The following is a 25,171-nucleotide window of genomic DNA, read 5'->3' on the forward strand; positions in this document are numbered from 1 at the left end:
GACAAATCCATGAGCATCCAGATCACCCCCGCCGCATCCGACCGCATGCGCGCCTTCCTGGCCAAGGCCCCCGAGGCCGCGGGCGTGCGCTTCACCGTCAAACGGATGGGGTGCTCGGGCTTCGGCTACGTGGTCGACCTCGCCGGGGCGGTGGCGCCGGAGGATGCCGTGCTCGACATCGACGGGGTGCGGGTGGTCATCGACCCGAAGAGCCTGCCCCTGGTCGACGGCACGCTCATCGACTTCCAGCGGCAGGGCCTCAACGCCTCGTTCGTGTTCCACAACCCGAACGCCACCGGGGAATGCGGCTGCGGCGAGAGCTTCACGGTCTCGTAAAGCCCTCCATCGCGGACAGGGGCTTGCCGTAACTTCCGGTTTCTCCTTACAATGCGCGGCTACCTCTCCGCCCGGAGGGGTTTCTTGCCTCACCGGACACCCGGGAGGCTGCCATCCCCGCAAGGGGTGCATCCACAAGGAGCCACCATGCGTCATTATGAAGTCGTGTTCCTGGTCCATCCGGACCAGAGCGAACAGGTGCCCGCCATGATCGAGCGTTACAAGGCGCTGATCGAAGGCGACAACGGCAAGATCCATCGTCTCGAAGACTGGGGTCGCCGCCAGCTGGCCTATCCCATCGAAAACCTCGCCAAGGCTCACTACGTGATGCTGAACATCGAGGTTTCGCAGAACGTCCTGAACGAGCTCGAGACGGGTTTCCGTTTCAACGACGCCGTGCTGCGTCATCTCGTGGTTCGCCGCGACGAGGCCGACACCGAGCCGTCCTTCATCCTCAAGAGCAAGGAAAAGGACGAGCAGAAGGGTTCGCGTCGCCGTGACGAAGACCGTTCCGACGATAACGACAGCGATCGCGACAGCGACGACTAATAGGGGATCAAGACATGTCCAAGTTCTTCCGTCGCCGCAAGTTCTGCCGCTTCACCGCCGAGGGCGTGAAGGAGATCGATTACAAGGATCTCAACACCCTTCGCCAGTACGTCACCGAGAACGGCAAGATCGTGCCCAGCCGCATCACCGGCACGAAGGCCCGTTACCAGCGTCAGCTGGCGACCGCGATCAAGCGCGCCCGCTACCTCTCGCTGCTGCCGTACACCGACAACCACGACGTCTGATCGTGCCGCCCTCCCATGGGAGGGCGTCCTCGACAGGCATGATTTCGGACAACCGTCCTGGCTGCACGGGGCCCAACCCGTGCTAACGAAAAGGAATACCTCATGGATCTCATTCTCCTCGAGAAGGTGAAGAACCTCGGCAACCTCGGCGACAAGGTCAGCGTCAAGCCGGGCTACGGCCGTAACTTCCTCCTCCCGACCGGCAAGGCCGCTCGCGCGACCGCCGCCAACCTCGAAGCGTTCGAAGCCCGTCGCGCCGAGTACGAAGCCAAGGCCAAGGAGCAGCTCTCCGGTGCCGAAGGCCGCGCGGCCAAGCTCGAAGGCGTGGAAGTCACGATCGAAGTGAATGCTTCGCCGGAAGGCAAGCTGTTCGGTTCGGTCAGCACCCGCGATATCGCCGAAGCCCTCGCCACGCAGGGCCACGACGTGGACAAGAGCGAGCTCATCCAGAGCGAAGGCCCGTTCCGCAACGTCGGCGAGTACGAAGTGCTCGTCAACCTGCACGCCGACGTGCAGCAGACGATCAAGGTCAAGGTCGTCGGCGCGTAAGCTCCGTACTGCCGCGATTCGAAAAACGGGCGCCCCAGGGCGCCCGTTTTTTTTGCCGTCATTCCTGCGTATGCAGGAATCCAGCGCCCCAGCCTCGATCCCAGCGAAAAAAGCCGAATCGGCTCTTCGCGTTGCCCGACCCAAGGCGCGACGGGTGAGGCGAACTCACCCACAAGTTATCCACAGACTTATCCTCTCAACGCCTGAGACCAGGGCGCGTATCATCCCCTCTCACGCCCACCCGTTTCCGGGTCGGTGCCGGCTGCACATCGAGGTAATCCATGTCCTTCAATTCCGACCGCGACGAGCGGGGCGAGCGCGGGGAACGGCGCCGACGTCGTGATTCCTCGGTGATGTCCATCGATACGCTGCGCATTCCGCCGCATTCCATCGAGGCGGAGCAGGCGGTGCTGGGCGGCCTCATGCTCTCGCCGGATTCGCTCGACAAGGTGGCCGACCGGCTGACCGACGAGGATTTCTATCGGAAAGACCATCGCTTCATCTGGCGTGCCATCAATGAACTGGCGGGCAAGGGGTTGCCATGCGACGCCATCACGCTGGGCGAGTGGTTCCAGTCGAACGGCATGGACGAGATGGTCGGCGGAGCCGCCTACCTGCTCGAACTGGCCAGTTCCACGCCCAGCGCCGCGAACATCGCCGCCTATGGCGATATCGTCCGCGAGAAGTCGGTCCTGCGAAAGCTCATCGATGCCGGCACGTCCATCACCGAGGATGGATTTCGCCCCGACGGCAAGAGCGTGCAGGAAGTGATGGAACTCGCCGAGCAGCGGGTATTCCGCATCGCCGAATCGGGTGCGCGCGGCAAGAAGGACATCGTCTCGATGCGCGAGGCGGTGGGCGACGCCTTTCGCATGCTCACCGAACGCTACGAGAACCGCGGCAAGCTCACCGGCCTGTCGACGGGCTTTACCGACCTGGACGAGCTCACGGCCGGGCTGCAGCCGTCCGATCTCATCATCGTCGCCGCCCGTCCCTCGATGGGCAAGACGGCGTTCGCGCTCAACCTGGCCGAGGCTGCCGCCATGCGCGGCAAGAAGGCCGTGGCGGTGTTCTCCATGGAAATGTCGGCCTCGCAGCTGGCGTTTCGATTGATCTCCTCGCTGGGCCGCATCCACGCGCAGAACCTGCGTACCGGCGATCTCGCGGAGGAAGACTGGCCGCGCGTCACCTCGGCCATCACGATGCTGTCCGACGCGAAGATCTTCATCGACGACACGCCCGCGATGTCGCCGGTGGAAATGCGCTCGCGCTCTCGCCGTCTCCAGCGTGAGCACGGCCTGGGCCTGATCGTCATCGACTATCTGCAGCTCATGCAGGTGCCCGGCAACAGCGAAAACCGCGCGACGGAAATCTCGGAGATCTCCCGAGGCCTGAAGGCGCTGGCCAAGGAACTCAACGTGCCCGTCATCGCCCTGTCGCAGCTGAACCGCTCGTTGGAGCAGCGCGCCGACAAGCGTCCGATGATGTCCGACCTTCGCGAATCCGGCGCTATCGAGCAGGACGCCGACGTCATCATGTTCATCTACCGCGACGACTACTACAACAAGGAGTCGCCCGATAAGGGGCTGGCCGAGATCATCATCGGCAAGCAGCGTAACGGTCCCACCGATACGGTGAAGCTCGCCTTCCTCGGCCATTACACCAAGTTCGAGAATTGGGCGCCGGATTCCTACGTAGGCAGCTTCGATTAGGATTCAATCTGGTGGATCGCCCTACCTGAATCTGGAGGACAGGGAAAAACCGTGGAGCATTTGCTCGTGCCGCAGCAGCCATCGGCACCACGATCGCTTTGACCGCGTGCGACGCCGCCAACCCGATGGTGGGTGACGTCGCAGCGCGAACGCGAAGCCAAGGTGGCCGCCATTCCCCACTGTGCAAAAAAGATCGGCAGCATGTCGGTGGTGGAACCGGAGGGCGACGTGCATGGGTGGACACAACAGCAGCTACCGTCGCCGACCAAGCTCATCAAGGTCTTCGTCGCGAAGTCGGCGTGTTTCACCCTCGTCGATCGTGGCATGGGCATGAACGCGGCCATGCGTGAGCGCGAGCTCGCCTCGGGCGGCCAGTTGCGCGGTGGCTCCAATATGGGCAAGGGGCAGATCAAGGCGGCCGATGACGTGGTGGTTCCGGACATGACCGCCAGCAACAAGGAAGCCGGTGGCCTGGGTCTCGGTGGAAGGACGGTAGCGGACGGATGGCCGCCGTCCGCCACAATCGCGCCATGCGTCGGGCCGGGCGTTGCCGCTAGACTGCGTCGTCCTTTGCCGTCCCGTCGTATTTCGTCATGAGTCGTACCACCGTCGCCACCATCCACCTCGGTGCCTTGCGCCATAACCTCGCGCGGGTTCGCGAACTCGCGGGCCGCGCGAACGTGATGGCGGTGGTGAAGGCCGATGCGTATGGGCATGGCCTGGAGCGCGTGGCCCGGGCGCTCGACGGCGATGCCGGGGCGTTCGCCGTGGCCTCCATCGCCGATGGCCTGCGCCTGCGTGCGGCGGGGCATCGGCAGCGTATCGTGGTGCTTTCCGGGCCGGATGCGCCGTCCGACATCGCGGAAATGCAGCGGCTGCAACTCGATGCGCTCGTCCATCACGATACGCAGCTGCCCTGGTTGGCGAAGGCCGATCCCGCGCGCGGTCCGTTACGTGTCTGGCTGAAGATCGATACGGGCATGCACCGGCTCGGTTTTCCGCCGGAACGTGCGCGCGAGGTCCATGCCGCGTTGCGCACGATGCCGGCGGTGGATGCCGAGGTCGGGCTGATGACGCATTTCGCCTCGTCCGAGGTATTCGAGGGCGTGGACACCGCGTCGCAGATCGAACGGTTCCGTAGCGTGACCGACGGCTTGCCGGGGCCGCGCGCCCTTTCCAATTCCGCCGCGGTGCTGGGCTGGCCCGACGCGCGCGGCGACTGGGTGCGGGTGGGCGGGCTGTTGTATGGCCTCTCGGTGGTGGACGGCAAATCGGGCGCGGATTTCGGCTTCCGGCCCGCGATGACGCTGACCACGCGGCTCGTGGCCATCAACCGTCTCGCGAAGGGCGAGCGGGTGGGATACAACGGCACCTACGCATGCCCCGAGGACATGGCCATCGGCGTCGCGGCCATCGGCTACGGCGACGGCTATCCGCGCAGCGCGGCCATCGGCACGCCGGTGCTCGTCGAGGGTGTCGCCGCGTCGATCGTCGGTCGCGTGTCGATGGATCTCATCACCATCGACCTGCGCGGCGCGCCCGCGGCACGGGTCGGCGATCGCGTGACGTTGTGGGGCGAGGGCCTGCCCGTGGAGGTCGTTGCCGCCTCCGCCGGCACGATTTCCTATGACCTTACCTGCGGCATGACCCGTCGCGTACTCTTCGCCGAGGACGACGCCTGATGCCCGCGTATCGCTTCCTGCGACGCGCTCGCGTTATATAGGCAGTCTTTCGAGCGAGAACGAATCCCATGGCCAAGGCCAAGACCGCCTACGTCTGCACCCAGTGCGGCGCCGAGCACAGCAAGTGGCAGGGTCAATGCGCCGAATGCGGCGAGTGGAACGTGCTCTCCGAGTTCGTGGTGCAGCCGGCGAAGCCGGCCGCCGTATCCACCGGGGCGCGACGCGGCGGTTATGCCGGCGACGCCGCGGGTTCGCCGAAGATCACGCCGCTGACCGAGGTGCTGCTGACGGCGGAGGCGCGCACCCACACGGGCATCGGCGAGCTCGACCGCGTGCTGGGCGGCGGCCTGGTCGACGGCTCGGTGGTGCTGATCGGCGGTGACCCGGGCATCGGCAAGTCGACGTTGCTCCTGCAGATGCTCGGTACCCTCGGGGCCGTACTGCCCAGCCTGTACGTCACGGGTGAGGAGTCGCTGGCGCAGGTGGCCGGCCGTGCGCAGCGTCTCGATCTTCCGCTGGCACCGCTCCACGCCCTGGCCGAAACCTGCATCGAGCGCATTCTCGAGCAAGCGGCGGCGGCCCGTCCGCGCGTACTCGTCATCGACTCCATCCAGACGATCTGGACCGAACTGCTCACCGCGGCGCCGGGCTCGGTGAGCCAGGTGCGCGAGTCGGCCGCCAAGCTCACCCGTTTCGCCAAGGAAACCGGTACGTCGGTGTTCCTCGTCGGCCATGTCACGAAGGAGGGTGGCATCGCCGGCCCGCGCGTGCTCGAGCACATGGTCGATGCGGTGCTTTATTTCGAGGGCGAATCCGGCAGTCGCTTCCGTGTGCTGCGTGCTTTCAAGAACCGTTTCGGCGCGGTGAACGAGCTGGGCGTGTTCGCCATGTCGGAAAAAGGCCTGCGCGAAGTGCCCAATCCCTCGGCGATCTTCCTTTCGGCGCATGCGGGGCCTACGCCAGGCAGCGCGGTGATGGTCACGCGTGAGGGTACGCGCCCGTTATTGGTCGAGGTGCAGGCGCTGGTCGACCAGTCGTCGCTGGGCAATCCGCGACGCGTGGTGTTGGGTCTGGAGCAGAACCGTCTCGCGATGCTGCTGGCGGTGCTTCATCGCCACGGTGGCGTGGCGGCCTACGACCAGGACGTCTTCGTCAACGTCGTCGGCGGCATCCGCGTGCAGGAAACCGCCTCCGACGTGCCCGTGCTGATGGCGGTGCTGTCCAGCCTGCGCGACCGTCCCTTGCCGGAGAAGACCATCGCCTTCGGCGAGGTCGGTCTGTCGGGTGAGATCCGGCCCGTGCCCAACGGCGAGGAGCGCCTGAAAGAGGCGGCCACGCATGGTTTTCGGCGTGCCGTGGTGCCTGCCGCCAACGCGCCGCGCAAGGGTCGGGTGGGCGAGATGGAAGTGATCGGCGTGGAGCGGCTTTCGCAGGCGATCGACGCCAGCCGGGAGTAACGCGCTTCGCGGGTGCTCGCGGCGACGTGGATTGTCGCGATCAAGCCGTGCGATGCAGGATCAACTCCAGCACGAGCTTGGTGCCGAAGAACGCCAGCAACAGGATGCCCATGCCGATCAAGGTGAGATTCACCGCGCGAATGCCGCGCCAGCCGTGACGCCAGCGCCCCCACAGCAGCACGCCGAAGACGATCCAGGCCACGATGGAGAGCACCGTCTTGTGCACCAGGTGCTGGCTGAAAAGATCGCCGACGAAGAGGGCGCCGGTCACCAGCGTGAGCGTGAGCAGGACGAAGCCGACGCCGATGAGGCGGAATAGCAGGATTTCGGTAAGTGTCAGCGGGGGCAGGGCGCGCAGCCAGTGACCGAAGCGGCTGCGCCGCAGCGCGCGCTCCTGGATGGCGAGCAGGATGGCCAGGGCCGCCGCGATGGAGAGGATGCCGAAGGCCAGCACGGCGATGGTGACGTGCAGCTCGATCTGCCAGGTCATCGATTCCGGCGCCGTGGGCGGGGCGAGGAAGGTGTCCATGGCGAGGAAAATCGCCGCCAGCGGAAAGACCAGGATGCCCAACCCGGCCACCGGCCGCGACAGGTTCACCGCGAGGGTGAGTGTCGATGCGATCCACGCGACGAGTGACAGGGCGGCGAAGAAGTGAAGGTCGAGCGTGCCGCGATGGGCGCTCAACAAAACGGCCGCGTGGGCCAGGGCGGCGAGGCAGGCGAGTGCCATGCCCGAGCGCGCGAGCGGCTGGCCGCCCGTAACGAGCGGGCGCGCCAGTACGCCCGCGGCGCACAGGTAGAGGAAGATGGCAGCCAGCGAGAGGGCGATCACGATCATGGATGCGCAGTGTGGCATAGCGGCCATGAGGCGTGAATGCGACATGGTGGCACCTGGGGCACGGATAGAGACGCGGGGCCGGGCACCCAGCCCGACGACGCGGCCCATGCGCGGCCATGCTTTCCTGGACGCTTGCCCCTGGCCTTGGCGGCCGTGACCCCACCTCCCCATCCCGCATCCGCTATAATTCGCTGTCACCCTCCGAAGTCTCCCCGCCATGTTCGAATCGCTCAGCCAACGTCTCTCCGATACCGTCAACCGCTTGCGTGGTCGCGGCCGGCTGACCGAGGAAAACATCCGCGAGACCCTGCGCGAGGTGCGCATCGCCCTGCTCGAGGCCGACGTCGCCCTGCCGGTGGTGAAGGCCCTGGTCGAGCGCGTGAAGGTGCGCGCCGTCGGCCAGGAGGTGCTCAAGAGCCTCTCGCCGGGCCAGGCATTGGTAAAGGTCGTCAGCGACGAGCTCACCGCCGTGATGGGCGTGGCCAACAGCGAGCTGAACCTCGCCGCGCAGCCGCCCGCCGTCGTGCTCATGGCCGGCCTGCAGGGCGCGGGCAAGACCACCACGGTAGGCAAGCTCGCCCGCTTCCTCAAAGAGCGCAAGAAGAAGCGCGTGATGGTGGTCAGCTGCGACGTCTACCGTCCCGCCGCCATCGAGCAGCTGCGCACGCTGGCCTCCCAGGTCGAGGTCTCGTTCTTCCCGTCCGAGGCCGGGCAGGATCCCGTCGAGATCGCCCGGGCCGCCGTCGCCGCCGCCCGTCGCGAGGTGATCGACGTGCTGCTGGTGGATACCGCCGGCCGCCTGCACGTCGACGAGGCGATGATGCAGGAGATCAAGTCCCTGCACGCGGCGATCGACCCCATCGAAACCCTGTTCGTCGTCGACTCGATGACCGGTCAGGACGCCGCCAACGTCGCCAAGGCCTTCTCCGATGCCCTGCCGCTCACCGGCGTGGTGCTCACCAAGACCGACGGTGACGCCCGTGGCGGTGCCGCGCTGTCGGTGCGCTACGTCACGGGGCGCCCGATCAAGTTCCTCGGCGCCGGCGAGAAGTCCGACGCCCTCGAGCCGTTCCACCCCGATCGCGTGGCCCAGCGCATCCTCGGCATGGGCGATGTGCTCTCGCTCGTGGAAGAGGTGGAGCGCAAGGTCGACCAGGAGAAGGCGCAGAAGCTGGCCGAGAAGGTCATCAAGGGTAAGCGCTTCGATCTCAACGACATGCGAGACCAGCTCGAGCAGATGAACAACATGGGCGGCCTGGCCGGCCTCATGGACAAATTGCCGGGCATGTCCAGCATTCCCGACAGCGTGAAATCCAAGGTCAACGACGGCGAACTGAAGAAGATGGTCGCCATAATCGGGTCGATGACCAAGAAGGAGCGCCGCCATCCGGATCTCCTGAACGGCTCGCGCAAGGCCCGCGTGGCGCGCGGTTCCGGCACCCAGCCGGCCGACGTCAACCGCCTGCTCAAGCAGTACATGCAGATGGAGAAAATGATGTCCAAGCTGTCCAAGGGCGGCAGCAAGGGCCTTCTGCGCCAGATGCGTGGCGCCATGAAGGGCATGGGCGGCATGGGCGGCATGATGCCGCCGGGTCGCTGATACGCCCCGGCGGAGTGAAGCGTAAGTAGGAGCCCCTGTCGTGAAGTCGGCGGCGGCAGCTCACCGTTCACGGTTTACTTTCTTACGCTCTTCCCTTTTTCAAAACTTTCGCTAAAATGTCCGGCTTTACCGCGCCCGCTTCTCGCGCGCGCCTTGCCGGTACCCGGCACTCTGGAGCTCGTAACTTATGGTCAAGATTCGTCTTTCGCGCGGTGGCGCCAAGGGCCGTCCGTTTTATCACATCGTCGTGACCGACCAGCGCGCCCCGCGCGACGGTCGCAACATCGAACGCGTCGGTTATTACAACCCGGTCGCTTCGGGCGCCGACAAGCGCCTCGAGCTCGACGTCGCCAAGGTCCAGGCCTGGGTCGCCAAGGGCGCTCAGCTGACCGATAAGGTCCGCGCCCTCGTGAAGGAAGCCGGCAAGCTGGCGGCTTGATGTCGACGGAGTCCGGGAAGCGCGTCCGCGTAGGACGCATTGTCGGGCTCCATGGCGTGCAGGGTCAGGTCAAGCTCGAAAGCTGGACCGAACCCCGCATCCAGATCTTCCGTTACCAGCCCTGGCTGCTCACCGCGCCGGGCGTGAACCGGGAGATGAGCGGAATCCGTGGGAACGCGCAGGGCAAGGGCATCGTCGCCTCCCTGCCGGGCATCACGGATCGCGATCAGGCGGCTGCGCTGGTCGGTTGCGAGATCACCGTCTCGCGCGACGTGCTGCCGCCGCCCGCTCCGGGTGAGTTCTACTGGGTCGATCTCGAAAACCTCGAGGTCGTCACCACGGAAAACGTGCATCTGGGTCGGGTCAGCCATCTGTTCTCCACGGGCGCCAACGACGTCATGGTGGTGAAGGACGGCGAAAGGGAGCGACTGGTTCCGTTCGTCCAGGGCCCCTACGTGCATTCGGTCGATTTCGACAGTGGACGCATCGTGGTGGACTGGGATCCTGAATTCTGAACAGCGACTGCTGAAGATCATGCGCATCGACGTGGTTTCGCTGTTTCCCGATTTCGTCCGCCAGTCGGCCGCGATCGGGGTGGTCGGAAGGGCGCAGCAGCGTGAGCTGCTCCAGGTGGAAGCCTGGAATCCGCGGGATTTCGCCACCGACAACTATCGCACCGTGGATGGCCGCCCCTTCGGTGGTGGACCCGGCATGGTGATGCTGATCGAACCCCTGCGAGCGGCGCTCGTGGCGATTCGCGAGGCGGCACCGGAACCGGTGCATGTGATTTACCTCAGCCCGCAAGGAGCGCGGCTGACGCAGAAACGGGTGGAGGCGCTGGCGGCCATGCCGCGAATCGCCCTGATCTGCGGACGTTACGAGGGTGTGGACGAACGCCTGCTCGAGCACGAGGTCGACGAAGAGCTTTCAATCGGCGATTATGTGCTGTCTGGCGGGGAACTCGGCGCAGCGGTGGTCATCGATGCGGTGGGTCGTCTACAGGAAGGCGCGTTGAACGACGCGCAGTCCGCCCAGCAGGATTCGTTCTCGGACGGCCTTCTGGATTGCCCGCATTACACCCGTCCCGTGCATCACGATGCGTGGGGCGGCGTGCCGGAGGTGCTGCTTTCCGGCGATCACGCGGCCATTCGCCGCTGGCGTCGCAAGCAGTCGCTAGGTCGAACCTGGCTGCGCCGGCCGGACTTGCTAACGCAGCGTGTACTCGACGACGAGTCGAGGGCATTGCTGGATGAATTCCGCCGTGAATATGCACGGCCAAACGGTGCGGCCGGAAACGACCGCCGTAACGAAAACTGACAGGTGCGTCATGAACAAACTCCTCCAACAGTTCGAATCCGAGCAGATCACCCGCCAGCTTCCGGATTTCGGCCCTGGCGACACCGTGGTCGTGAATGTGAAGGTGAAGGAAGGTAACCGCGAGCGCGTCCAGGCGTTCGAGGGCGTCGTCATCGCCAAGCGCAGCCGTGGGCTGCACTCCGCCTTCACCGTGCGCAAGATCTCGCACGGTACCGGCGTCGAGCGCGTGTTCCAGAGCCACAGCCGCGCCATCGACTCGGTCGAAGTCAAGCGCAAGGGTAAGGTCCGCGGCGCCAAGCTGTACTTCCTGCGTGGTCTGGAAGGCAAGGCCGCCCGCATCAAGGAAGACATCGCCGCCGCCGCTGCCGCCAAGGCCGCGAAGAAGGCTGCCGCCGCCGCCGAGTAATCGGTTGGTGAGAGGCAACGAAAAAGCCCGCGAGCGATCGCGGGCTTTTTCATGCCCGGACGGGCGGCGCCGCTAGATCGGCATGTATTCCTCGGCCAGCACCTTCGCCGGCTCCTGCAGGAAGTTGCCCTGCACGAAATCGACGCCGCAGGCGAACAGCAGCGAGGTGCTGACGGCATCCTCCACCCATTCGGCCACGGTCTGCTTGCCCGAGGCATGGCCTTCCTTGCAGATCTCCGCGATCTTCTTCTGGTTCTCGGGATGCTGCGGCAGGTCGGTCATGAAGCTGCGGTCGATCTTGAGGTAATCGGCCTCGAGGTGGGTGAGCATCTGGAACGAGTTGAGGCCCGATCCGAACTGCTCGATGGCGAACCGGCCGCCCGACTTGCGCCAGCCGCTGACGAACTCCTGCACGGGTCGCAGGCGGTTGAGCACCTTCGACTCGGGCATTTCCACCACAAGGGTGCTGCGGCGCAGGTTCGCCGTTTCCAGGCGGCGCTTGAGCCATGGAAGCAGGTCGGGGTCTTCCACCGACTGCATCGTGATCTTCACGAAGTAGGTGGTGGTGAGGCCGTCGTTTTCGCGGTGGGCCAGGGCATCGATCGCGTGGCCCAGTACCCAGCGGTCGATGGCGGGGAGCAGGCCGTTGCGTTCGGCGACCGGCAGGAAGTACGACGGCAACACGTCGCCTTTCGGGCCGCGCATGCGAACGAGGATTTCGTAGAACTCGCCGGCGGCATCCTGCAGGCTGATGATCTGCTGGTGGTAGAGGCGCAGCCCGTCTTCGGCGAGGGCTTCGCGGACCAGGTCCAGCCAATACTGTTCCCGCTCGGCATCCGCCTTTTCGCGGGCGCTGGGGTCGTGCAGCTCCACGCGGTTGCCGCCCTGGTTCTGGGCGTTGCGCAGCGCCGTGCTGGCTTGTTCGAGCACGGTGTCGGTATTGGCGTTCTTCTCGGCCAGTAGCGTGCCGCCGATGGTGACGCTGACCGTCAGCGAGCGGCTGCCCACGTCGAAGATCTGTTCGGCCACCGTCGTGCGCAGCCGTTCGGCGAGAGCGGCATGCTCGATGTCGCCGCGCGCGCCCAGCACGAGTCCAATGGTGTGGTCGCCGAGTACGCCGGCGATGTCGTCGTCGTCGATGGACTCGCGGACCTTGGCCGCCAGGGTGGCGAGCAGCGGGTCGGCGTTGCCCAGGCCGGCGCTGGCGATCATGTCCTTCCAGTTGTCGGGCTCGACCAGGAGGATCGCCTGGCCCTCGCGTCCCGCGGCGGCGGCGGCCACGGCCTCGTCGATGTACTCGAGCGTGCGTGCGCGGTTGAACAGGCCGGTGACCGGGTCGCGCTGCAACTGGGCCACGAGGGCAGGGTCGACCGTCTGCTGGCGGAAAACGATCTGGATGCAGGCTTCGCCTTCGAAATTGGCCTGGGCGAACTCGGCCCTGGCCTTGAAGGTGCCGCCGTCGTCGCGCCGGGCGAGCAGGTCCATGGGCTCCGGGCGTTCGCCGCGGGAAAGACCGCGCAGCACGTTCTTGAAGTCGTCGGCATGGGTGCCGGCGATGAGGTCGAGGATGGGCAGGCCGAGGATGTCGTCGACCTCGGCGAAACCGAATGCTTCCAGGTAGGCCTGGTTCACGCGCACGTGCATGCCTTCGTGCACGTAGGCGATGGCGTCGCGCGAAGAATCGAGCAGGGCGTCGCAGCGCCGCTCCGTCTCGCGCAGGGCGGTTTCCAGGCGACGCACCTGGCGGCGCGTGGAGAGGGAGTCGAACTCGCGCTGGACCACCGACAGCACCTGCTCGGAGCGCGGCCGCAAGGCGATGCCCCGCGCGCCGGCCGCGACGAGGTCGACCACCGAATCGTCCAGGTGGTCCACGACGGCGATGAGGGCGATGTCGCGCCCGCTCGCGTTGAGTTGGCGGGCCACGGCCGCCGCGTCGATGCCCGGAACGGACGGATTCACGAGGACCAGGTCGGGATGGGTGTCGTCGAGCGCGGCGCGGATGCCTTCCGCGTCGATGGCCCTGGCGGGACGAACGGCGATGCCGCCGTTGCGCAGGACGTTGATCAATAGCTCGGCGTCTTCCACCGAGTCTTCGATGAAGAGGATCCTGATGACGTTGTCTTGTTTCATGCCGTTCCGGTTGCCCGCTTTGTCCACCCCGCGACGCCGGAACATCCGGCCCCGCCTCCCCCAACGCGGTCCGGTCGACCTTGGCCGACCGGAAGGCTCACATACTAACGCGCCGAATCGGCAACGGGGCGCTTCGACGGGTCACCAGGCAGTTCACGCACCAGTTTCGGGACGAGATAGCCGGGCAGGCGACCGCGCAGGTTCTCGACGAGGGCCAGGGCGCGTTCGTCGGACACCTCGAAATGCGCCGCGCCGGAGACCTTGTCGAGCTGGTGCAGGTAATACGGCAGCACGCCCGCCGCGAACGAGCGCTCGCACAGCGAGGCGAGCGCATCGGCATCGTCGTTGACGCCGGCCAGCAGCACCGACTGGTTGAGCAGGGTGGCGCCCGCCTCGCGCAAGCGCGCGCAGGCGGCGTCGACCGTCGCGTCGAATTCGTTGGCGTGGTTGGCGTGCAGCACGACCACCTTCTGCAGCGGCAGGTCCGCAAGCCAGCGCGTGAAGGCGTCGTCGACGCGCTCTGGCAGCACCACCGGCAGGCGCGTGTGGATGCGCAGTCGAATCACGTGCGGCAGGGCGGCGAGGCCCTGGGTAAGCTCTTCGAGCTTGTGCGTGGCCAGGGAGAGCGGGTCGCCGCCGGAAAGGATCAGCTCCCGGATCGACGTGTCGGCGGCCACGTGGGCGAGGGCCTCGCGCCACTGCGCGGCCGCGGCGATTTCCTCGCCGTAGGGAAAATGCCGGCGAAAGCAGTACCGGCAATTCACGGCGCAGGAGCCGCTGGCGATCAGCAGGGCACGCCCGTCGTACTTGTGCAGCAGGCCATGGGCGGCCTTGGCCGCCATGTCGCCCACGGCGTCCACCGTGTAGCCCTCGGCCGGGTCATGCTCTTCCCGTCGCGGCAGCACCTGGCGAAGCAGGGGGTCGTCCGGATCGCCCGGGCGCATCCGGGCCACGAAACCCCGCGGAACCCGCAGGGGAAAGCCGGCGTCGTCGGGCGGAAGCAGGTCGGTGCGCTGGGCGAGACCCACGGCGGCGAGGAGTTCGCCCGCATCGGTGATGGCATCCCGCCACAGCTCGCGCCAGCCCGGGGAGGGCGTGGATAGGCGGGACGGGGGGCTTGCGGTTATCATGGTGGGCCTTGGGGCGGGCCATAAGGCCCCTCAGAGCCCCCTATTTTAGCCGCCCGGCGGGCGGATTCACCTCTGGAGCACGAAACGCATGGCGACTCTTGGCCTCAATGACGTCAAAACGGGCAAGAAGATCCTTCACAACGGCGACCCCTGGGTCATCACCGAAGCCGACTTCATCAAGCCGGGCAAGGGCCAGGCGTTCACCCGCATCCGCGTGCGCAACCTCAAGGACGGCCGCACCACCGAGCTGACCCTGAAGTCGAGCGATTCGTACGAAGAGGCCAATGCCGTCGATACCGACGCCACCTTCTCGTACATCGAAGGTACCGGCAACGAGCGCGAGTGGGTGTTCATGCACACGGAAACCTTCGAGCAGTACCGCGCCAACCTGGCCGCCATGGGCGACGCCTGGAAGTGGCTCAAGGGCGACGAGGAGTGCCAGATCACCCTCTTCAACGAAACCCAGATCATCGCCGTCCAGGCGCCGAAGTTCGTCGAGCTGAAGATCGTCGAGACCGACCCGGGCGTCCGCGGCGACACCTCGGGTGGCGGCGGCAAGCCGGCCACGCTGGAAACCGGTGCCGTGGTCCGCGTCCCGCTGTTCGTCAACCAGGACGAAGTCATCAAGGTCGATACCCGCACGGGCGAGTACGACAGCCGCGTCAAGTAAGGCGGTACGTTACGCGACTCCGACGGCACGGCCGCCCCCTGGGCGCCGTGCCGTTTGCTTATAGGCCATGAGGCGATGCCCGTCCCCGCATCGCGACCCACGAGGTGACAATGAGCAGCAGCCCCCTTGCCGTCGATCTTCTCATCGAGGCCCGCTGGGTCGTACCGGTGGAGCCGCACGGCGTCGTGCTCGACGACCACGCCGTGATCGTGAACGACGGCGCGATCGTCGCGATCGTGCCCGCCGACGAGGCCCGTTCTCTCTATGCTCCGAAGGAGCGCGTGTCGCTCGGCGAACACGCGCTGATCCCCGGCCTGGTGAACTCGCACACGCACAACCCCATGACGCTGCTGCGCGGCCTCGCCGACGACCTGCCGCTGATGACCTGGCTGCAGGAACACATCTGGCCGGCCGAGGGCCGCGTGATGGGCCCGGACTTCATCCGCGACGGCGTGGAGCTGGCCGTGGCCGAGATGATCCGCGGCGGCACCACCTGCGCCAACGAGAACTACTTCTTCCCCGATGTGATCGCCGCCACCTATCGGCAGATGGGCTTTCGCGCGGTGGTGGGCTTGCCCATCATCGATTTCCCCACGCCATGGGCGAAGACCTCCGACGAGTATTTCCAGCGCGCCGTGGAGGTGCACGATTCGCTGCGCGGCGAATCGCTTCTGAGCACGGCGTTCGCACCGCACGCGCCGTACACGGTGTCGGACGAGAACTTCGAGCGCATTCGCGTGCTCGCCGAACAGCTCGACATTCCCATCCACCTGCACACGCACGAAACCGCGCAGGAAGTGGACGAGGCGGTGGCGAAGGACGGCATGCGCCCGATCGAGCGCCTGAAGACGCTGGGCCTGCTGAACGAGCGCCTGATCGCGGTGCACATGACCCAGCTGACCGACGGCGAGATCGCCGCGTGCGCGGCCGCCGGCGTATCGGTGGTGCACTGCCCCGAATCCAACCTCAAGCTGGCCTCGGGCTTCTGCCCGGCCGAGAAGCTGCGCCGCGCGGGCGTCAACCTGTGCATCGGCACCGACGGTTGCGCGTCGAACAACGACCTGGACATGTTCGGCGAGATGCGTATCGCCGCGATGCTCGCCAAGGCCGTGGCCGGTGACGCCGCCGCCTTCGACGCCGCCTCGGCGCTGCGTGCCGCCACGCTCAATGGCGCCAAGGCCATCGGCCTAGGCGAGAAGGTCGGTTCGATCGAACCGGGCAAGCGCGCCGACCTCGTCGCCGTGCGTCTCGACGACCTCGAAACCCAGCCCCTGTACCATGTGGCCTCGCAATTGGTATACGCCACCGGGCGCCACCAGGTGAGCGACGTGTGGATCGACGGCCAGCGCAAGTTGGCCGACAAGCGACTGGTCGGCATCGACGTCGACGCCATCCGTGAGAAGGCGCGCGGCTGGCGCCAGCGCATCGCCGCGGAGGATCCGGCATGAGCGACCCGATGCACCTGTATCTCGTGATGGCCATGCGTACGCCGCAATTCCAGGCGTCGGCGGGCGAAGCCCACAAGGCGTTCCTCGACGACCTGATCGAGCAGAACCTGCTCGAACTCACCGGCCCGTTCACCGACGGCACCGGCGGCGCCTATCTCCTGCGCGCCACGGACCTAGCCACCGCCACGCAGATCGCGCACGGCGACCCCTTGCACACGAGCGGTTCGTCCACGCTCACCGTGCACGAGTGGCGCGTGCGCCGTTTTTCCTGAGGTTTTCGTCATGCAACATGCCAACGTCAGTGCGGAAGAAATCGCCCGCTTCGAAAAACTCGCCGCCCGCTGGTGGGACCCCGACGGCGAATCCCGTCCGCTGCACGACCTCAATCCCGTGCGCGCCGCCTACGTGGCCGGCCTCGCCGACCTGCGCGGCGCGAAGGTGGCCGACGTCGGCTGCGGCGGCGGCCTGCTCAGCGAGGCGCTGGCGCGCGCGGGAGCGAACGTCACCGCCATCGACCTGGGCGCCAAGCTGATCGAGATCGCGAAGCTGCACTTGTTCGAGTCCAACCTCACGGTGGACTATCGCGTGCAGTCGTCCACCGAGCTGGCCGACGCCGAGGGCGGCACGTTCGACGCCGTGTGCTGCATGGAGCTGATCGAGCACGTGCCCGATCCGCTCGTGCTGGTGCGCGACCTCGCCGCCCTGCTGAAGCCGGGCGGCCGCCTGTTCCTGTCCACCCTCAACCGCACCCCGGCCGCGTTCGGCGCGGCCATCGTCGGCGCCGAATACCTCATGCGGCTGCTGCCGCGCGGCACGCATCACTACGCGCAGTTCCTCAAGCCTTCCGAGGTGGCGGCGATGCTGCGTCACGCGGGCCTCGAACTCGAAGACATCAAGGGCCTGGCGTACAACCCGATCACCCGCAACGCGAGCCTGTCGGGCAATACCTCGGTCAACTACGTGCTCTGTGCGAGGAAGGCCTCGTGAAGCCGCTGCCGTTCAAGCCGGAAGGGGTGTTCTTCGACCTCGACGGCACCTTGCTCGACAGCGCGCGCGATCTCTACGCGGCGCTCGTGACGCTCAGCGGCGAGCTGGGGCGCGAGGCTCCCCCTTACGACACGGTGCGGGCCGTGGTCTCCCGCGGCTCTCGGGCCATGCTCGCGGTCACCTTTCCCGAGTTCGACGCCGACGCCATCCTTGCCCAGATACCGCGGTTCTTCGCGCTGTACGAAGCGACGATGGGCACCGACGGTTCGCATCCCTTCAACGGCATCGAGCCGTTGCTGGCGGGTCTGGATACGGCGGGCATCCGCTGGGGCATCGTCACGAACAAGCCGGGCGCGCTCACCGATGCGCTATTGCCCCGCGCGGTGCCGCACTGGAAGCCGGCCGCCGTCGTCTCGGGCGATACGCTGCCGGTGAAGAAGCCCGATCCCGCCCCCGTGCTGCACGCCTGCGCGATCGCCGGCTGCGATCCACTGCGGTCGGTGTTCGTCGGCGACGACCGTCGCGACGTGCAGGCCGGCCACGCCGCCGGGCTCTATACGGTGGCCGTGCGCTGGGGTTACCTCGACGGCGGCGATCCGTCCGACTGGGACGCCGACGCGGTGATCGACCATCCCGACGAACTGGCGGCGTTGTGCGGGCTCGGTGAGGTGGCGGCGTGAGCGACGGCGCCACCCAGAGTTACGTCGACAAGTGGCTGGCGGTGCAGCCGCAGCAGCGCATCGCGTTGGGTTTCGTCGATGTCGCCACGCGCGACGAGCACGTGGCGCTTGCCGCCTTCGAGCAGGAACTCATCGCCTCGGCGTACGGTATCCGCGAGCCGCAGGTGGCGGCGGCCAAGCTCCAATGGTGGGCGGAAGAACTCTCCGGAGCGACGGCCAGCGGCGGACGCCATCCGTTGACCAAGGTGCTGTTCGCCAGCGCGCGGGCCAGACAGGTGCCCTCCGGCATCTGGCTGGCGCCGGTGCTGGCCGCCATGGCGCAGCTGGAGCAGGGCACGCCGTCCGATTTCGACGCCCAGGTGGCGGCCGCCCGCCATATGCACGGGGCCCTGGCCGCCCTGGAAAACGCCTGGTGGTTCGGCGCCGATGCGCCGGCCGAGGCCGCGACACGCGTGGCCACGTTGTCGCACCTGGTGTTCGCCTTGTCGCGCCTCGAACTCGACGCCGAGCGCGAGCGGCTGCCGCTGCCGATGTCGAGGCTGGCCCGCCATGGCCTGTCGCGCGCGCAGCTGAAGGACGACTCCCCGGCGCGGCGCGACGCCGTGCGGGCGCAGTTGGGCGACCTCGCCAAGGGCCTCCGGGCCGCGCTGGCCCTGGGCGAGCCGCTGAGCACGTTTCGCGGCCTGGAAGGGCGCACGGCCCTGGCGACCGCGCACGGCGCGTCACGCGCCGCCGAGCCGTTCGCGGAGCTGCATCGCCGGCAGTCGCGGACGGGGCCGGCGACGGCCTTCCGGGCCTGGCGCGCGGCGCGGCGCGCGGCACGATTGGGCTGAACGGACCGTTTCCCGGCACTCACCATTGACCCTGTCGCTTCCATGCCCCATGTCGGTGCCGTGAGCCGGTAACGGCCTTTCCAAGGATTTTTCGATGTACATCCAAGATTCCCCGACCCGCCTGCTGCCCGACGTGGCCTCGCAGGAGCACGCCCTGGCGATCGGCACGCTCGACTGGGTCGGCATGGACGGCATGGAAATGCCGGTGGCGTTCGATGCCGGCGACGGCGACGTGCGTGCCACGGGTGCCCGGGTGGGGGCGTTCGTCAACCTCAACAAGTCCGAAGCGCGCGGCATCCATATGTCGCGGCTCTACCTGCTGGTGTCCGAGGCCTTGTCCGCGGGGCCGCTCACCCTCGGCGGCATTCGCGATTTGCTGGGGCAGTTCCTCAGTTCGCACGAAGGGCTGTCGGACCACGCGCGCCTCACCATCGGCTTCGAACACCTCGTACGCCGCCGCGCATTGCGCAGCGACAACAGCGGCTGGCGCGCGTATCCGATCACCATCGACGCCACGCTGAAGGGCGAGGCGTTCCATGTCGAGATCACCACCGACGTGGTCTATTCGTCCACGTGCCCGGCGTCGGCGGCATTGTCGCGCCAGCTGATCCAGGACAGCTTCGCCAAGGCGTTCCCGGCCGACCGGTCGATGGATCGCGAGACCGTCCTCGCGTGGCTGGGCACGGAGCAGGGCATCGTGGCCACGCCGCACGCCCAGCGCAGCACGGCGACGATCCGCGTGCGTCCGGCGGGTGACGGTACCTTCGACCTCATCGGCATGATCGACCGCGTGGAAACCGCGCTGGGCACGCCGGTGCAGACCGCGGTCAAGCGCGCCGACGAGCAGGCCTTCGCGCTCGCCAACGGCAGCAACCTGATGTTCTGCGAGGATGCCGCGCGCCGCATCCAGAAGACCCTCGACGCCGACGACGGCATCGCCGACTTCCACGTGCGCGTGGCGCATCACGAAAGTTTGCATCCGCACGACGCGGTGGCGTTTTCGAGCAAGGTGCGACGCTGAGGCGACCTGTTTCGCCGATACGATCGGCTCCCACCCCTTCGGTAGAGCCGATCGTATTGGCGATCAGCGAATACCGGGAAGCAACAGGGGATCCAGCCTCGTCCCGAACCAGTTGAACCCCCAATGCACGTGCGGCCCGGTGGCCCGTCCGGTCTTGCCGGCCGCGCCCAATACCTCGCCCTGGCGCACGTGCTGCCCCACCTTCACGTCGATGCGCGACATGTGCAGGAAGTTCGACGACAGGCCGAAGCCGTGGTCGAGCAGCACCGTGCCGCCGGTGAGGTAGAGATCGGGCCACGTGCCGGTGACGATGCCGTCGGCCGGCGCCTTGATCGGGGTGCCCTCGGGCACCGCGATGTCCATACCCGAATGCGGTGCCTTCGGGTCGCCGTTGTAGATGCGCTGGTTGCCGAAGCGTCCGCTGATGCGTCCGGTCACCGGCCAGATGAAGCCGTGCGCGAAATCTTTCCGCGCGTCGTCGCGCTGACGCGCCGCCACCACCTGGGCTTGCTCGCGCTCGATGCGTGCCGCGATCTCCGGCGGCGGGTTCACCGTCTTCGCCGGCACGCCGTTCACTCGCTCGATGGGCCAGTCGCGCGGGGTCACGACCACGTCGCGCATGGCGCGACCGAGGCCGACGTGGATCGGTCCCTTCTCGTCACGCCCCGCGCCGAACACGAAGAGGCCGTCGTCGCCGACGTGCACCGGCTTGCCATCGACGGTCACGCGCGTGCCGGGCGTGACGTGGCCGATGACGAGACCTCCCTGCGATACGCTGGCGGGCAGGTCGGGCACGGCCGCGAAGGCCGCGCCACCGAACAACAGCGCGACGAGCGCGCCCGTCGCTGCCCTCATCGATCAAAGGCCAGGCGCTGGCCGCGCACGCCGTCGTCGACCGACTTGCCGTCCCACACGCGTTGGCCGTTGACGAAGGTGGAGGCGATGCTGCTGCTGAAGGTGGTGCCCTCGAACGGCGACCAGCCGCACTTGGACAGCACTTCGCCGCGCGTGACCGTATGCGGGGTGTTCGGGTCGACCAGCACCAGGTCGGCCGCGAAGCCCTCGCGCAGGAAGCCGCGGTCCTTCACGTTGAAGAGCTTCGCCGGATTGTGGCAGACGGTTTCCACCACGCGTTCCAGGGTGAGCTTGCCTTCGGTCACGCGTTGCAGGGCCGCCTGCAAGGCGAACTGGACCAGCGGCAGGCCGGATGGTGCCTTGTCGTATTTTTGCTCTTTCTCCTCGAGCAGGTGCGGTGCGTGATCGGTGGCGAGCACGTCGAGGCGGCCTTCGGCCAGCGCCTTGGTGATCGCCTCGCGGTCGGCCTCGTCCTTGATCGCCGGGTTGCACTTGATGAGGAAACCCTTCTCGTCGTAATCGGCCTTGCCGCCGAAATGCAGGAAGTGCACGCAGGTTTCGGCCGTGATGCGCTTGCCTTCGATCGGGCCCGGCTCGAACAGGGCCAGCTCGTCGGCGGTGGAGATGTGCAGCACGTGCAGGCGGGTGTTGTGTTTCTTCGCCAGCGAGATGGCCAGGCGCGTGGACTTGATGCAGGCCTCGCGCGAACGGATGTGCGGATGCTCCCAGGCGGGAATGTCCTCGCCGTACTTCTCGCGCGCCTTCTCGTGGTTGGCGTCGATCATCGGCGTGTCTTCGCAGTGCGTGATGATCGGCACGGGCGTGTCGCGGAAGATGCCGTCGAGCGTGTCGGGATCGTCCACCAGCATGTTGCCCGTGGAGGCGCCCATGAACACCTTCACGCCCGGCGCGGCCTTGGGATCGAGCTTGCGGATGTGCTCGAGGTTGTCGTTGCTGGCGCCCATGTAGAACGCGTAGTTCACGGCCGAGGTTTCGGCGGCGCGGGCGTATTTCGCCTCGAGCGTGTCACGGTCCAGCGCGGGCGGCCTGGTGTTGGGCATTTCCATGAAGCTGGTGATGCCGCCGGCGGCGCAGGCGCGCGACTCGCTGTGGATGTCGGCTTTCTGCGTGAGGCCGGGCTCGCGGAAATGCACCTGGTCGTCGATCATGCCTGGCAGGAGCCAGAGGCCGGAAGCATCGATCACCTGCTCGTCACGTTCTTTTTCCAGTCCCTCGGCGATCCTCGCGATTTTTCCGTCGCGAATCCGCACGTCGGCCTTGAAGCGCTTGTTTTCGTTGACGAGTTCGGCGTTCTTGATGAGCCAGGCATCAGTCATGGGTATGAGCTCCTTGGGCGCCGCATCGGCGCAGGATGAAACGATCGGGGACGGGGTCGGCACCACCCTCACAGAAGGGCTGGCAGCGCAGGATCCGCCAACCGGCCAGGACACTGCCGCGCGCCGGGCCGAAGCGGGCTATGGCAACCCGTGCATAATCGGAACACGATGGATGGAACCGGCAGCGAGCCCCGAGGAGGGGGCTGAGCCACCGCTTGTAGAAGGACAGTAACAGAAGGAGGAGGCGGGTCACTTTGGATTCGAGCCCGGTGTCGACCGGCAATTGCCAGCCGACAGTATCCCAGGAGAGAGGTTGCTGGGGTAACGCATCTGGGCTATAACACCCCGCCGCCACGGCCACCGAGGTGAAGGAAATGGCGAAAATCGCTCCAAGTTCCGCAGCTGCCAAGGGCGCCGCCAAGAAGGGCGGAGCCGGTGATGTGAAAAAGGCCAAGAACGTCGTGGCCGCGGCGAAAACGGTGAAGGCTCCGGCCAAGACCGCCGCGAAGACGACGGCCCCGTCCGTGGCGAAGAAGGCGCCGGCGAAGGCCGCGCCGACCAAGGCGCCTGCGAAGGCTGCCGCGAAGGCGGCACCGGCCAGGACGGCACCCGCGAAGCCCGCCAGCAAGGTGGCGGCCAAGGCGCCGGCCCCCAAGGCGCCCGCGGCACCGGCGGCGAAGAAAACCACCGTCGCGGCCACCAAGGCGGCGACGAAAACGCCCGCGACGCCCGTAAAGAAGGCGCCCGAGGCCAAGCCGGCGGCGAAGCCCGTCCCGGCCCACGACGCACCGGCGTCCACTTCCGGCCGCAAAGCGTCCGCGGTGGCCGGTGCTACCCCATCCAGAACCGAGAAGTCCGCGCAATCCAGCATGAACAGCACCGCTCTTGACAACGGCATCACCAAAGAAGACGGCCGCTACGCGCTGCCGGCCACCACCGTCATCGACCTGCCCGAAGGCTATCGTCCGAGCGACGACGATGGCGAGGAATACATGAGCCCCAAGCACCTTGCGTATTTTCGCAAGAAGCTGAAAAAGTGGCGCGACGATCTGATCGAGGAATCGCGTCAGACGATGGACAACCTGCGCGAGGAAGTGCGCGATGTCGGCGACGAGGCCGAACGTGCCACGCGCGAGACGGAAAACTCGCTCGAGCTGCGTACCCGTGACCGCTACCGCAAGCTGATCTCCAAGATCGACAAGGCGCTGCGCCGCATCGAGGAAGGCCGTTACGGCTTCTGCGAGGAGACCGACGAGGAAATCGGCCTGGAGCGTCTCGACGCCCGTCCGATCGCCACCCTCACGCTCGATGCGCAGGAGCGTCGCGAGCACCTGCAGAAGCAGATGGGCGACTGAGACCCAGGCCCGTTTGCCGCACAGAAGCCCCGCCCCGCGCGGGGCTTCGTCGTTTCAGGGGCGTGGTCGCCGTGGGCTCCGGCCCGCGCCGGTGCGACGATGGCCGTCATTCCGGCGACCCCGCTGGTTCGAAGCCAGACGCTACACTGCGATGGAAAGGAGCCTCCCATGCGCCATCTGCAGAACCTGATCCTCAACACCGACAGCTACAAAGCCAGCCATTGGCTGCAGTACCCGCCGGGCACGGACAGGACGTTCTTCTACGTGGAATCGCGCGGTGGCGTCTACGACAAGACCGTGTTCTTCGGTTTGCAGGCCATCCTCAAGGGGTGGCTCAGCCATCCGGTGAGCCACGGCGACGTGGACGAGGCGCGCGATTTCTTCGCCGCCCATGGCGAGCCGTTCAACGAGGCAGGCTGGCGACGCATCGTCGACGTGCACGGCGGCCGGCTGCCGATGCGTATCCGCGCGGTGCCCGAAGGTACCGTGGTTCCCACGCACCAGGCCCTGGTGACGATCGAATCCACCGATCCCGAGGCCTTCTGGCTGCCGAGCTACCTGGAAACCCTGCTGCTCCGGCTCTGGTATCCGGTGACGGTGGCGACGTTGAGCTGGCAGGTGAAGCGAACCATCCGCGGCTTCCTCCAGCGGACGAGCGACGATCCGGAAGGGCAGTTGCCTTTCAAGCTGCACGACTTCGGTGCGCGCGGCGTATCCAGCGCGGAGTCGGCGGCCCTGGGCGGCATGGCCCACCTGGTCAATTTCCGTGGCACCGACACGGTACAGGGCGTGTTGGCGGCGCGTGAGTATTACGGCGAGACGATGGCGGGTTATTCCATTCCCGCCGCCGAGCACAGCACCATCACCAGTTGGGGGCGCGATCGCGAGGTGGACGCCTACCGCAACATGCTCCGCCAGTTCGCGAAGCCGGGCAGCCTGGTCGCGGTGGTATCCGACAGCTACGACATCTTCCACGCCATTCGCGAACATTGGGGGCATGCGTTGCGCGAGCAGGTGATCGCCTCGGGCGGCACGCTCGTGGTGCGCCCGGATTCGGGCGATCCCGTGGAGGTGGTGCATCGCTGCCTGACCCTGCTCGACGATGCCTTCGGTGCCACCGTGAACGGCAAGGGCTACCGGCTGCTCAACCACGTACGGGTCATCCAGGGCGACGGCGTCAATCCGGACAGCATCCGCGCCATCCTCGAGCGCATCACGGGCGCGGGTTATTCGGCCGACAACGTCGCCTTCGGCATGGGCGGCGCGCTGTTGCAGAAAGTCGATCGGGACACGCAGAAATTCGCGCTCAAGTGCTCGGCGGCGCGCATCGACGGCCGGTGGGTCGACGTCTTCAAGGCGCCCGTGACCGACGCGGGCAAGTTCTCGCAGCGCGGGCGGCTCACGCTCATCCGGCATCGCGAGTACGGCACCTGGCGCACCGTGCCGATTCCCCACGAACTCGACTCGGCCGAGGGCATGGGCCTGGAGCACGGGTGGGAGCATGCGATGGAAACCGTCTGGGAAGACGGTGAGCTGCTGCGCGACTGGTCGTTCGGCGAGGTGCGCGGGCGTAGCGAACTGGACTGAGGCAAGCG

The 25,171-nt window shown here is 66.9% G+C and carries 28 protein-coding genes; 22 read left to right on the top strand and 6 right to left on the bottom strand.

All coding sequences use genetic code 11. From position 1 onward, the window contains the following. Positions 1–9 precede the first annotated feature (9 nt). The 8 genes from JNG39_RS02650 (at position 10) to radA (ending at position 6,530) form a co-directional block, all read left to right on the top strand. Positions 10–336 (top strand): HesB/IscA family protein, encoded by a 327-nt coding sequence (locus tag JNG39_RS02650; protein WP_368309511.1) that lies wholly within the window; start codon positions 10–12, stop codon positions 334–336. 147 nt (positions 337–483) lie between these two features. After that, a complete protein-coding gene (gene rpsF / locus JNG39_RS02655) occupies positions 484–885 on the top strand; it encodes a 30S ribosomal protein S6 (protein ID WP_144910939.1) in 402 nt (133 codons plus the stop codon). Positions 886–899: 14 nt separating this feature from the next. Further along, positions 900–1,130 (top strand): 30S ribosomal protein S18, encoded by a 231-nt coding sequence (rpsR, locus tag JNG39_RS02660; RefSeq protein WP_144910937.1) that lies wholly within the window; start codon positions 900–902, stop codon positions 1,128–1,130. Positions 1,131–1,232: 102 nt separating this feature from the next. Further along, positions 1,233–1,679, top strand: coding sequence for a 50S ribosomal protein L9 (gene rplI / locus JNG39_RS02665; RefSeq protein ID WP_368309512.1), 447 nt, complete (start codon positions 1,233–1,235; stop codon positions 1,677–1,679). A 281-nt stretch (positions 1,680–1,960) separates the two neighbouring features. Beyond that, a complete protein-coding gene (locus JNG39_RS02670) occupies positions 1,961–3,391 on the top strand; it encodes a replicative DNA helicase (RefSeq protein ID WP_368309513.1) in 1,431 nt (476 codons plus the stop codon). 162 nt (positions 3,392–3,553) lie between these two features. Then, positions 3,554–3,988 (top strand): hypothetical protein, encoded by a 435-nt coding sequence (locus JNG39_RS02675; protein WP_368309514.1) that lies wholly within the window; start codon positions 3,554–3,556, stop codon positions 3,986–3,988. After that, positions 3,985–5,073, top strand: a complete 1,089-nt coding sequence (gene alr, locus JNG39_RS02680; RefSeq protein WP_368309515.1) for an alanine racemase — start codon at positions 3,985–3,987, stop codon at positions 5,071–5,073. The genes JNG39_RS02675 and alr overlap by 4 nt, the downstream gene beginning before the upstream one ends. Positions 5,074–5,141: 68 nt before the next feature. Beyond that, positions 5,142–6,530, top strand: coding sequence for a DNA repair protein RadA (gene radA / locus JNG39_RS02685; protein ID WP_144910926.1), 1,389 nt, complete (start codon positions 5,142–5,144; stop codon positions 6,528–6,530). Between the two features lie 40 nt (positions 6,531–6,570). Here radA and JNG39_RS02690 read toward each other — a convergent pair whose 3' ends face one another. Then, a complete protein-coding gene (locus JNG39_RS02690; RefSeq protein WP_368309516.1) occupies positions 6,571–7,368 on the bottom strand; it encodes an inner membrane protein YpjD in 798 nt (265 codons plus the stop codon). Positions 7,369–7,585: 217 nt separating this feature from the next. Here JNG39_RS02690 and ffh point away from each other — a divergent pair, with 217 nt between their 5' ends. From ffh to rplS, 5 genes are all read left to right on the top strand, one after another. After that, positions 7,586–8,968, top strand: a complete 1,383-nt coding sequence (ffh, locus tag JNG39_RS02695; RefSeq protein ID WP_144910922.1) for a signal recognition particle protein — start codon at positions 7,586–7,588, stop codon at positions 8,966–8,968. A gap of 187 nt (positions 8,969–9,155) precedes the next feature. Then, positions 9,156–9,407 (top strand): 30S ribosomal protein S16, encoded by a 252-nt coding sequence (gene rpsP, locus JNG39_RS02700; protein WP_144910920.1) that lies wholly within the window; start codon positions 9,156–9,158, stop codon positions 9,405–9,407. Then, a complete protein-coding gene (gene rimM, locus JNG39_RS02705; protein ID WP_247374071.1) occupies positions 9,407–9,922 on the top strand; it encodes a ribosome maturation factor RimM in 516 nt (171 codons plus the stop codon). The genes rpsP and rimM overlap by 1 nt, the downstream gene beginning before the upstream one ends. 19 nt (positions 9,923–9,941) lie before the next feature. Beyond that, entirely contained in the window at positions 9,942–10,724 is a 783-nt protein-coding gene (trmD, locus tag JNG39_RS02710) for a tRNA (guanosine(37)-N1)-methyltransferase TrmD (protein ID WP_368309518.1), read from the top strand. A 10-nt stretch (positions 10,725–10,734) separates the two neighbouring features. Beyond that, positions 10,735–11,130 (top strand): 50S ribosomal protein L19, encoded by a 396-nt coding sequence (gene rplS, locus JNG39_RS02715; protein ID WP_368309520.1) that lies wholly within the window; start codon positions 10,735–10,737, stop codon positions 11,128–11,130. Between the two features lie 72 nt (positions 11,131–11,202). On the opposite strand, the gene JNG39_RS02720 is transcribed toward rplS, so the two are convergent. Both JNG39_RS02720 and epmB read right to left on the bottom strand, forming a co-directional pair. Next, positions 11,203–13,260, bottom strand: a complete 2,058-nt coding sequence (locus tag JNG39_RS02720) for an EAL domain-containing protein (RefSeq protein ID WP_368309522.1) — start codon at positions 13,258–13,260, stop codon at positions 11,203–11,205. A gap of 104 nt (positions 13,261–13,364) precedes the next feature. Then, positions 13,365–14,390 (bottom strand): EF-P beta-lysylation protein EpmB, encoded by a 1,026-nt coding sequence (gene epmB / locus JNG39_RS02725; protein WP_368309524.1) that lies wholly within the window; start codon positions 14,388–14,390, stop codon positions 13,365–13,367. An 88-nt stretch (positions 14,391–14,478) separates the two neighbouring features. Here epmB and efp point away from each other — a divergent pair, with 88 nt between their 5' ends. From efp to folE2, 7 genes are all read left to right on the top strand, one after another. Further along, entirely contained in the window at positions 14,479–15,060 is a 582-nt protein-coding gene (efp, locus tag JNG39_RS02730; protein ID WP_247374080.1) for an elongation factor P, read from the top strand. A gap of 110 nt (positions 15,061–15,170) precedes the next feature. Continuing rightward, positions 15,171–16,508 carry a TRZ/ATZ family hydrolase gene (locus tag JNG39_RS02735; protein ID WP_368309526.1) on the top strand — a complete coding sequence of 446 codons (1,338 nt, stop codon included), beginning with the start codon at positions 15,171–15,173 and terminating at the stop codon, positions 16,506–16,508. Then, a complete protein-coding gene (locus tag JNG39_RS02740; RefSeq protein ID WP_368309527.1) occupies positions 16,505–16,780 on the top strand; it encodes a YciI family protein in 276 nt (91 codons plus the stop codon). Before JNG39_RS02735 ends, JNG39_RS02740 begins: the two co-directional genes overlap by 4 nt. A 10-nt stretch (positions 16,781–16,790) precedes the next feature. Then, positions 16,791–17,495 (top strand): bifunctional 2-polyprenyl-6-hydroxyphenol methylase/3-demethylubiquinol 3-O-methyltransferase UbiG, encoded by a 705-nt coding sequence (ubiG, locus tag JNG39_RS02745; protein WP_368309529.1) that lies wholly within the window; start codon positions 16,791–16,793, stop codon positions 17,493–17,495. Beyond that, positions 17,492–18,175 (top strand): HAD-IA family hydrolase, encoded by a 684-nt coding sequence (locus JNG39_RS02750; RefSeq protein ID WP_368309530.1) that lies wholly within the window; start codon positions 17,492–17,494, stop codon positions 18,173–18,175. Before ubiG ends, JNG39_RS02750 begins: the two co-directional genes overlap by 4 nt. Next, complete coding sequence (locus tag JNG39_RS02755) at positions 18,172–19,008, top strand: squalene/phytoene synthase family protein (protein ID WP_368309531.1); 837 nt, start codon at positions 18,172–18,174, stop codon at positions 19,006–19,008. Before JNG39_RS02750 ends, JNG39_RS02755 begins: the two co-directional genes overlap by 4 nt. Positions 19,009–19,102: 94 nt before the next feature. After that, positions 19,103–20,029, top strand: coding sequence for a GTP cyclohydrolase FolE2 (folE2, locus tag JNG39_RS02760; protein ID WP_368309533.1), 927 nt, complete (start codon positions 19,103–19,105; stop codon positions 20,027–20,029). 63 nt (positions 20,030–20,092) lie between these two features. Here folE2 and JNG39_RS02765 read toward each other — a convergent pair whose 3' ends face one another. Genes JNG39_RS02765 through yidD form a run of 3 tightly spaced genes read right to left on the bottom strand, consistent with a single transcriptional unit; the run spans position 20,093 to position 22,474 of the window. Then, entirely contained in the window at positions 20,093–20,884 is a 792-nt protein-coding gene (locus tag JNG39_RS02765) for a M23 family metallopeptidase (RefSeq protein WP_368309534.1), read from the bottom strand. Beyond that, positions 20,881–22,221 (bottom strand): dihydroorotase, encoded by a 1,341-nt coding sequence (locus tag JNG39_RS02770; protein ID WP_368309535.1) that lies wholly within the window; start codon positions 22,219–22,221, stop codon positions 20,881–20,883. The genes JNG39_RS02765 and JNG39_RS02770 overlap by 4 nt, the downstream gene beginning before the upstream one ends. Next, positions 22,214–22,474 carry a membrane protein insertion efficiency factor YidD gene (gene yidD, locus JNG39_RS02775; protein WP_368310796.1) on the bottom strand — a complete coding sequence of 87 codons (261 nt, stop codon included), beginning with the start codon at positions 22,472–22,474 and terminating at the stop codon, positions 22,214–22,216. Before yidD ends, JNG39_RS02770 begins: the two co-directional genes overlap by 8 nt. Positions 22,475–23,090: 616 nt before the next feature. Between yidD and dksA the strand changes: the two genes are divergently transcribed. Together dksA and JNG39_RS02785 are read left to right on the top strand one after the other, a co-directional pair. Beyond that, positions 23,091–23,576 (top strand): RNA polymerase-binding protein DksA, encoded by a 486-nt coding sequence (gene dksA, locus JNG39_RS02780; RefSeq protein WP_368309537.1) that lies wholly within the window; start codon positions 23,091–23,093, stop codon positions 23,574–23,576. Between the two features lie 168 nt (positions 23,577–23,744). Next, positions 23,745–25,163 carry a nicotinate phosphoribosyltransferase gene (locus tag JNG39_RS02785; RefSeq protein ID WP_368309538.1) on the top strand — a complete coding sequence of 473 codons (1,419 nt, stop codon included), beginning with the start codon at positions 23,745–23,747 and terminating at the stop codon, positions 25,161–25,163. Positions 25,164–25,171: the final 8 nt, after the last annotated feature.

The sequence above is a fragment of the Luteibacter sp. CQ10 genome (assembly GCF_040900725.1).
Lineage (GTDB): Bacteria > Pseudomonadota > Gammaproteobacteria > Xanthomonadales > Rhodanobacteraceae > Luteibacter.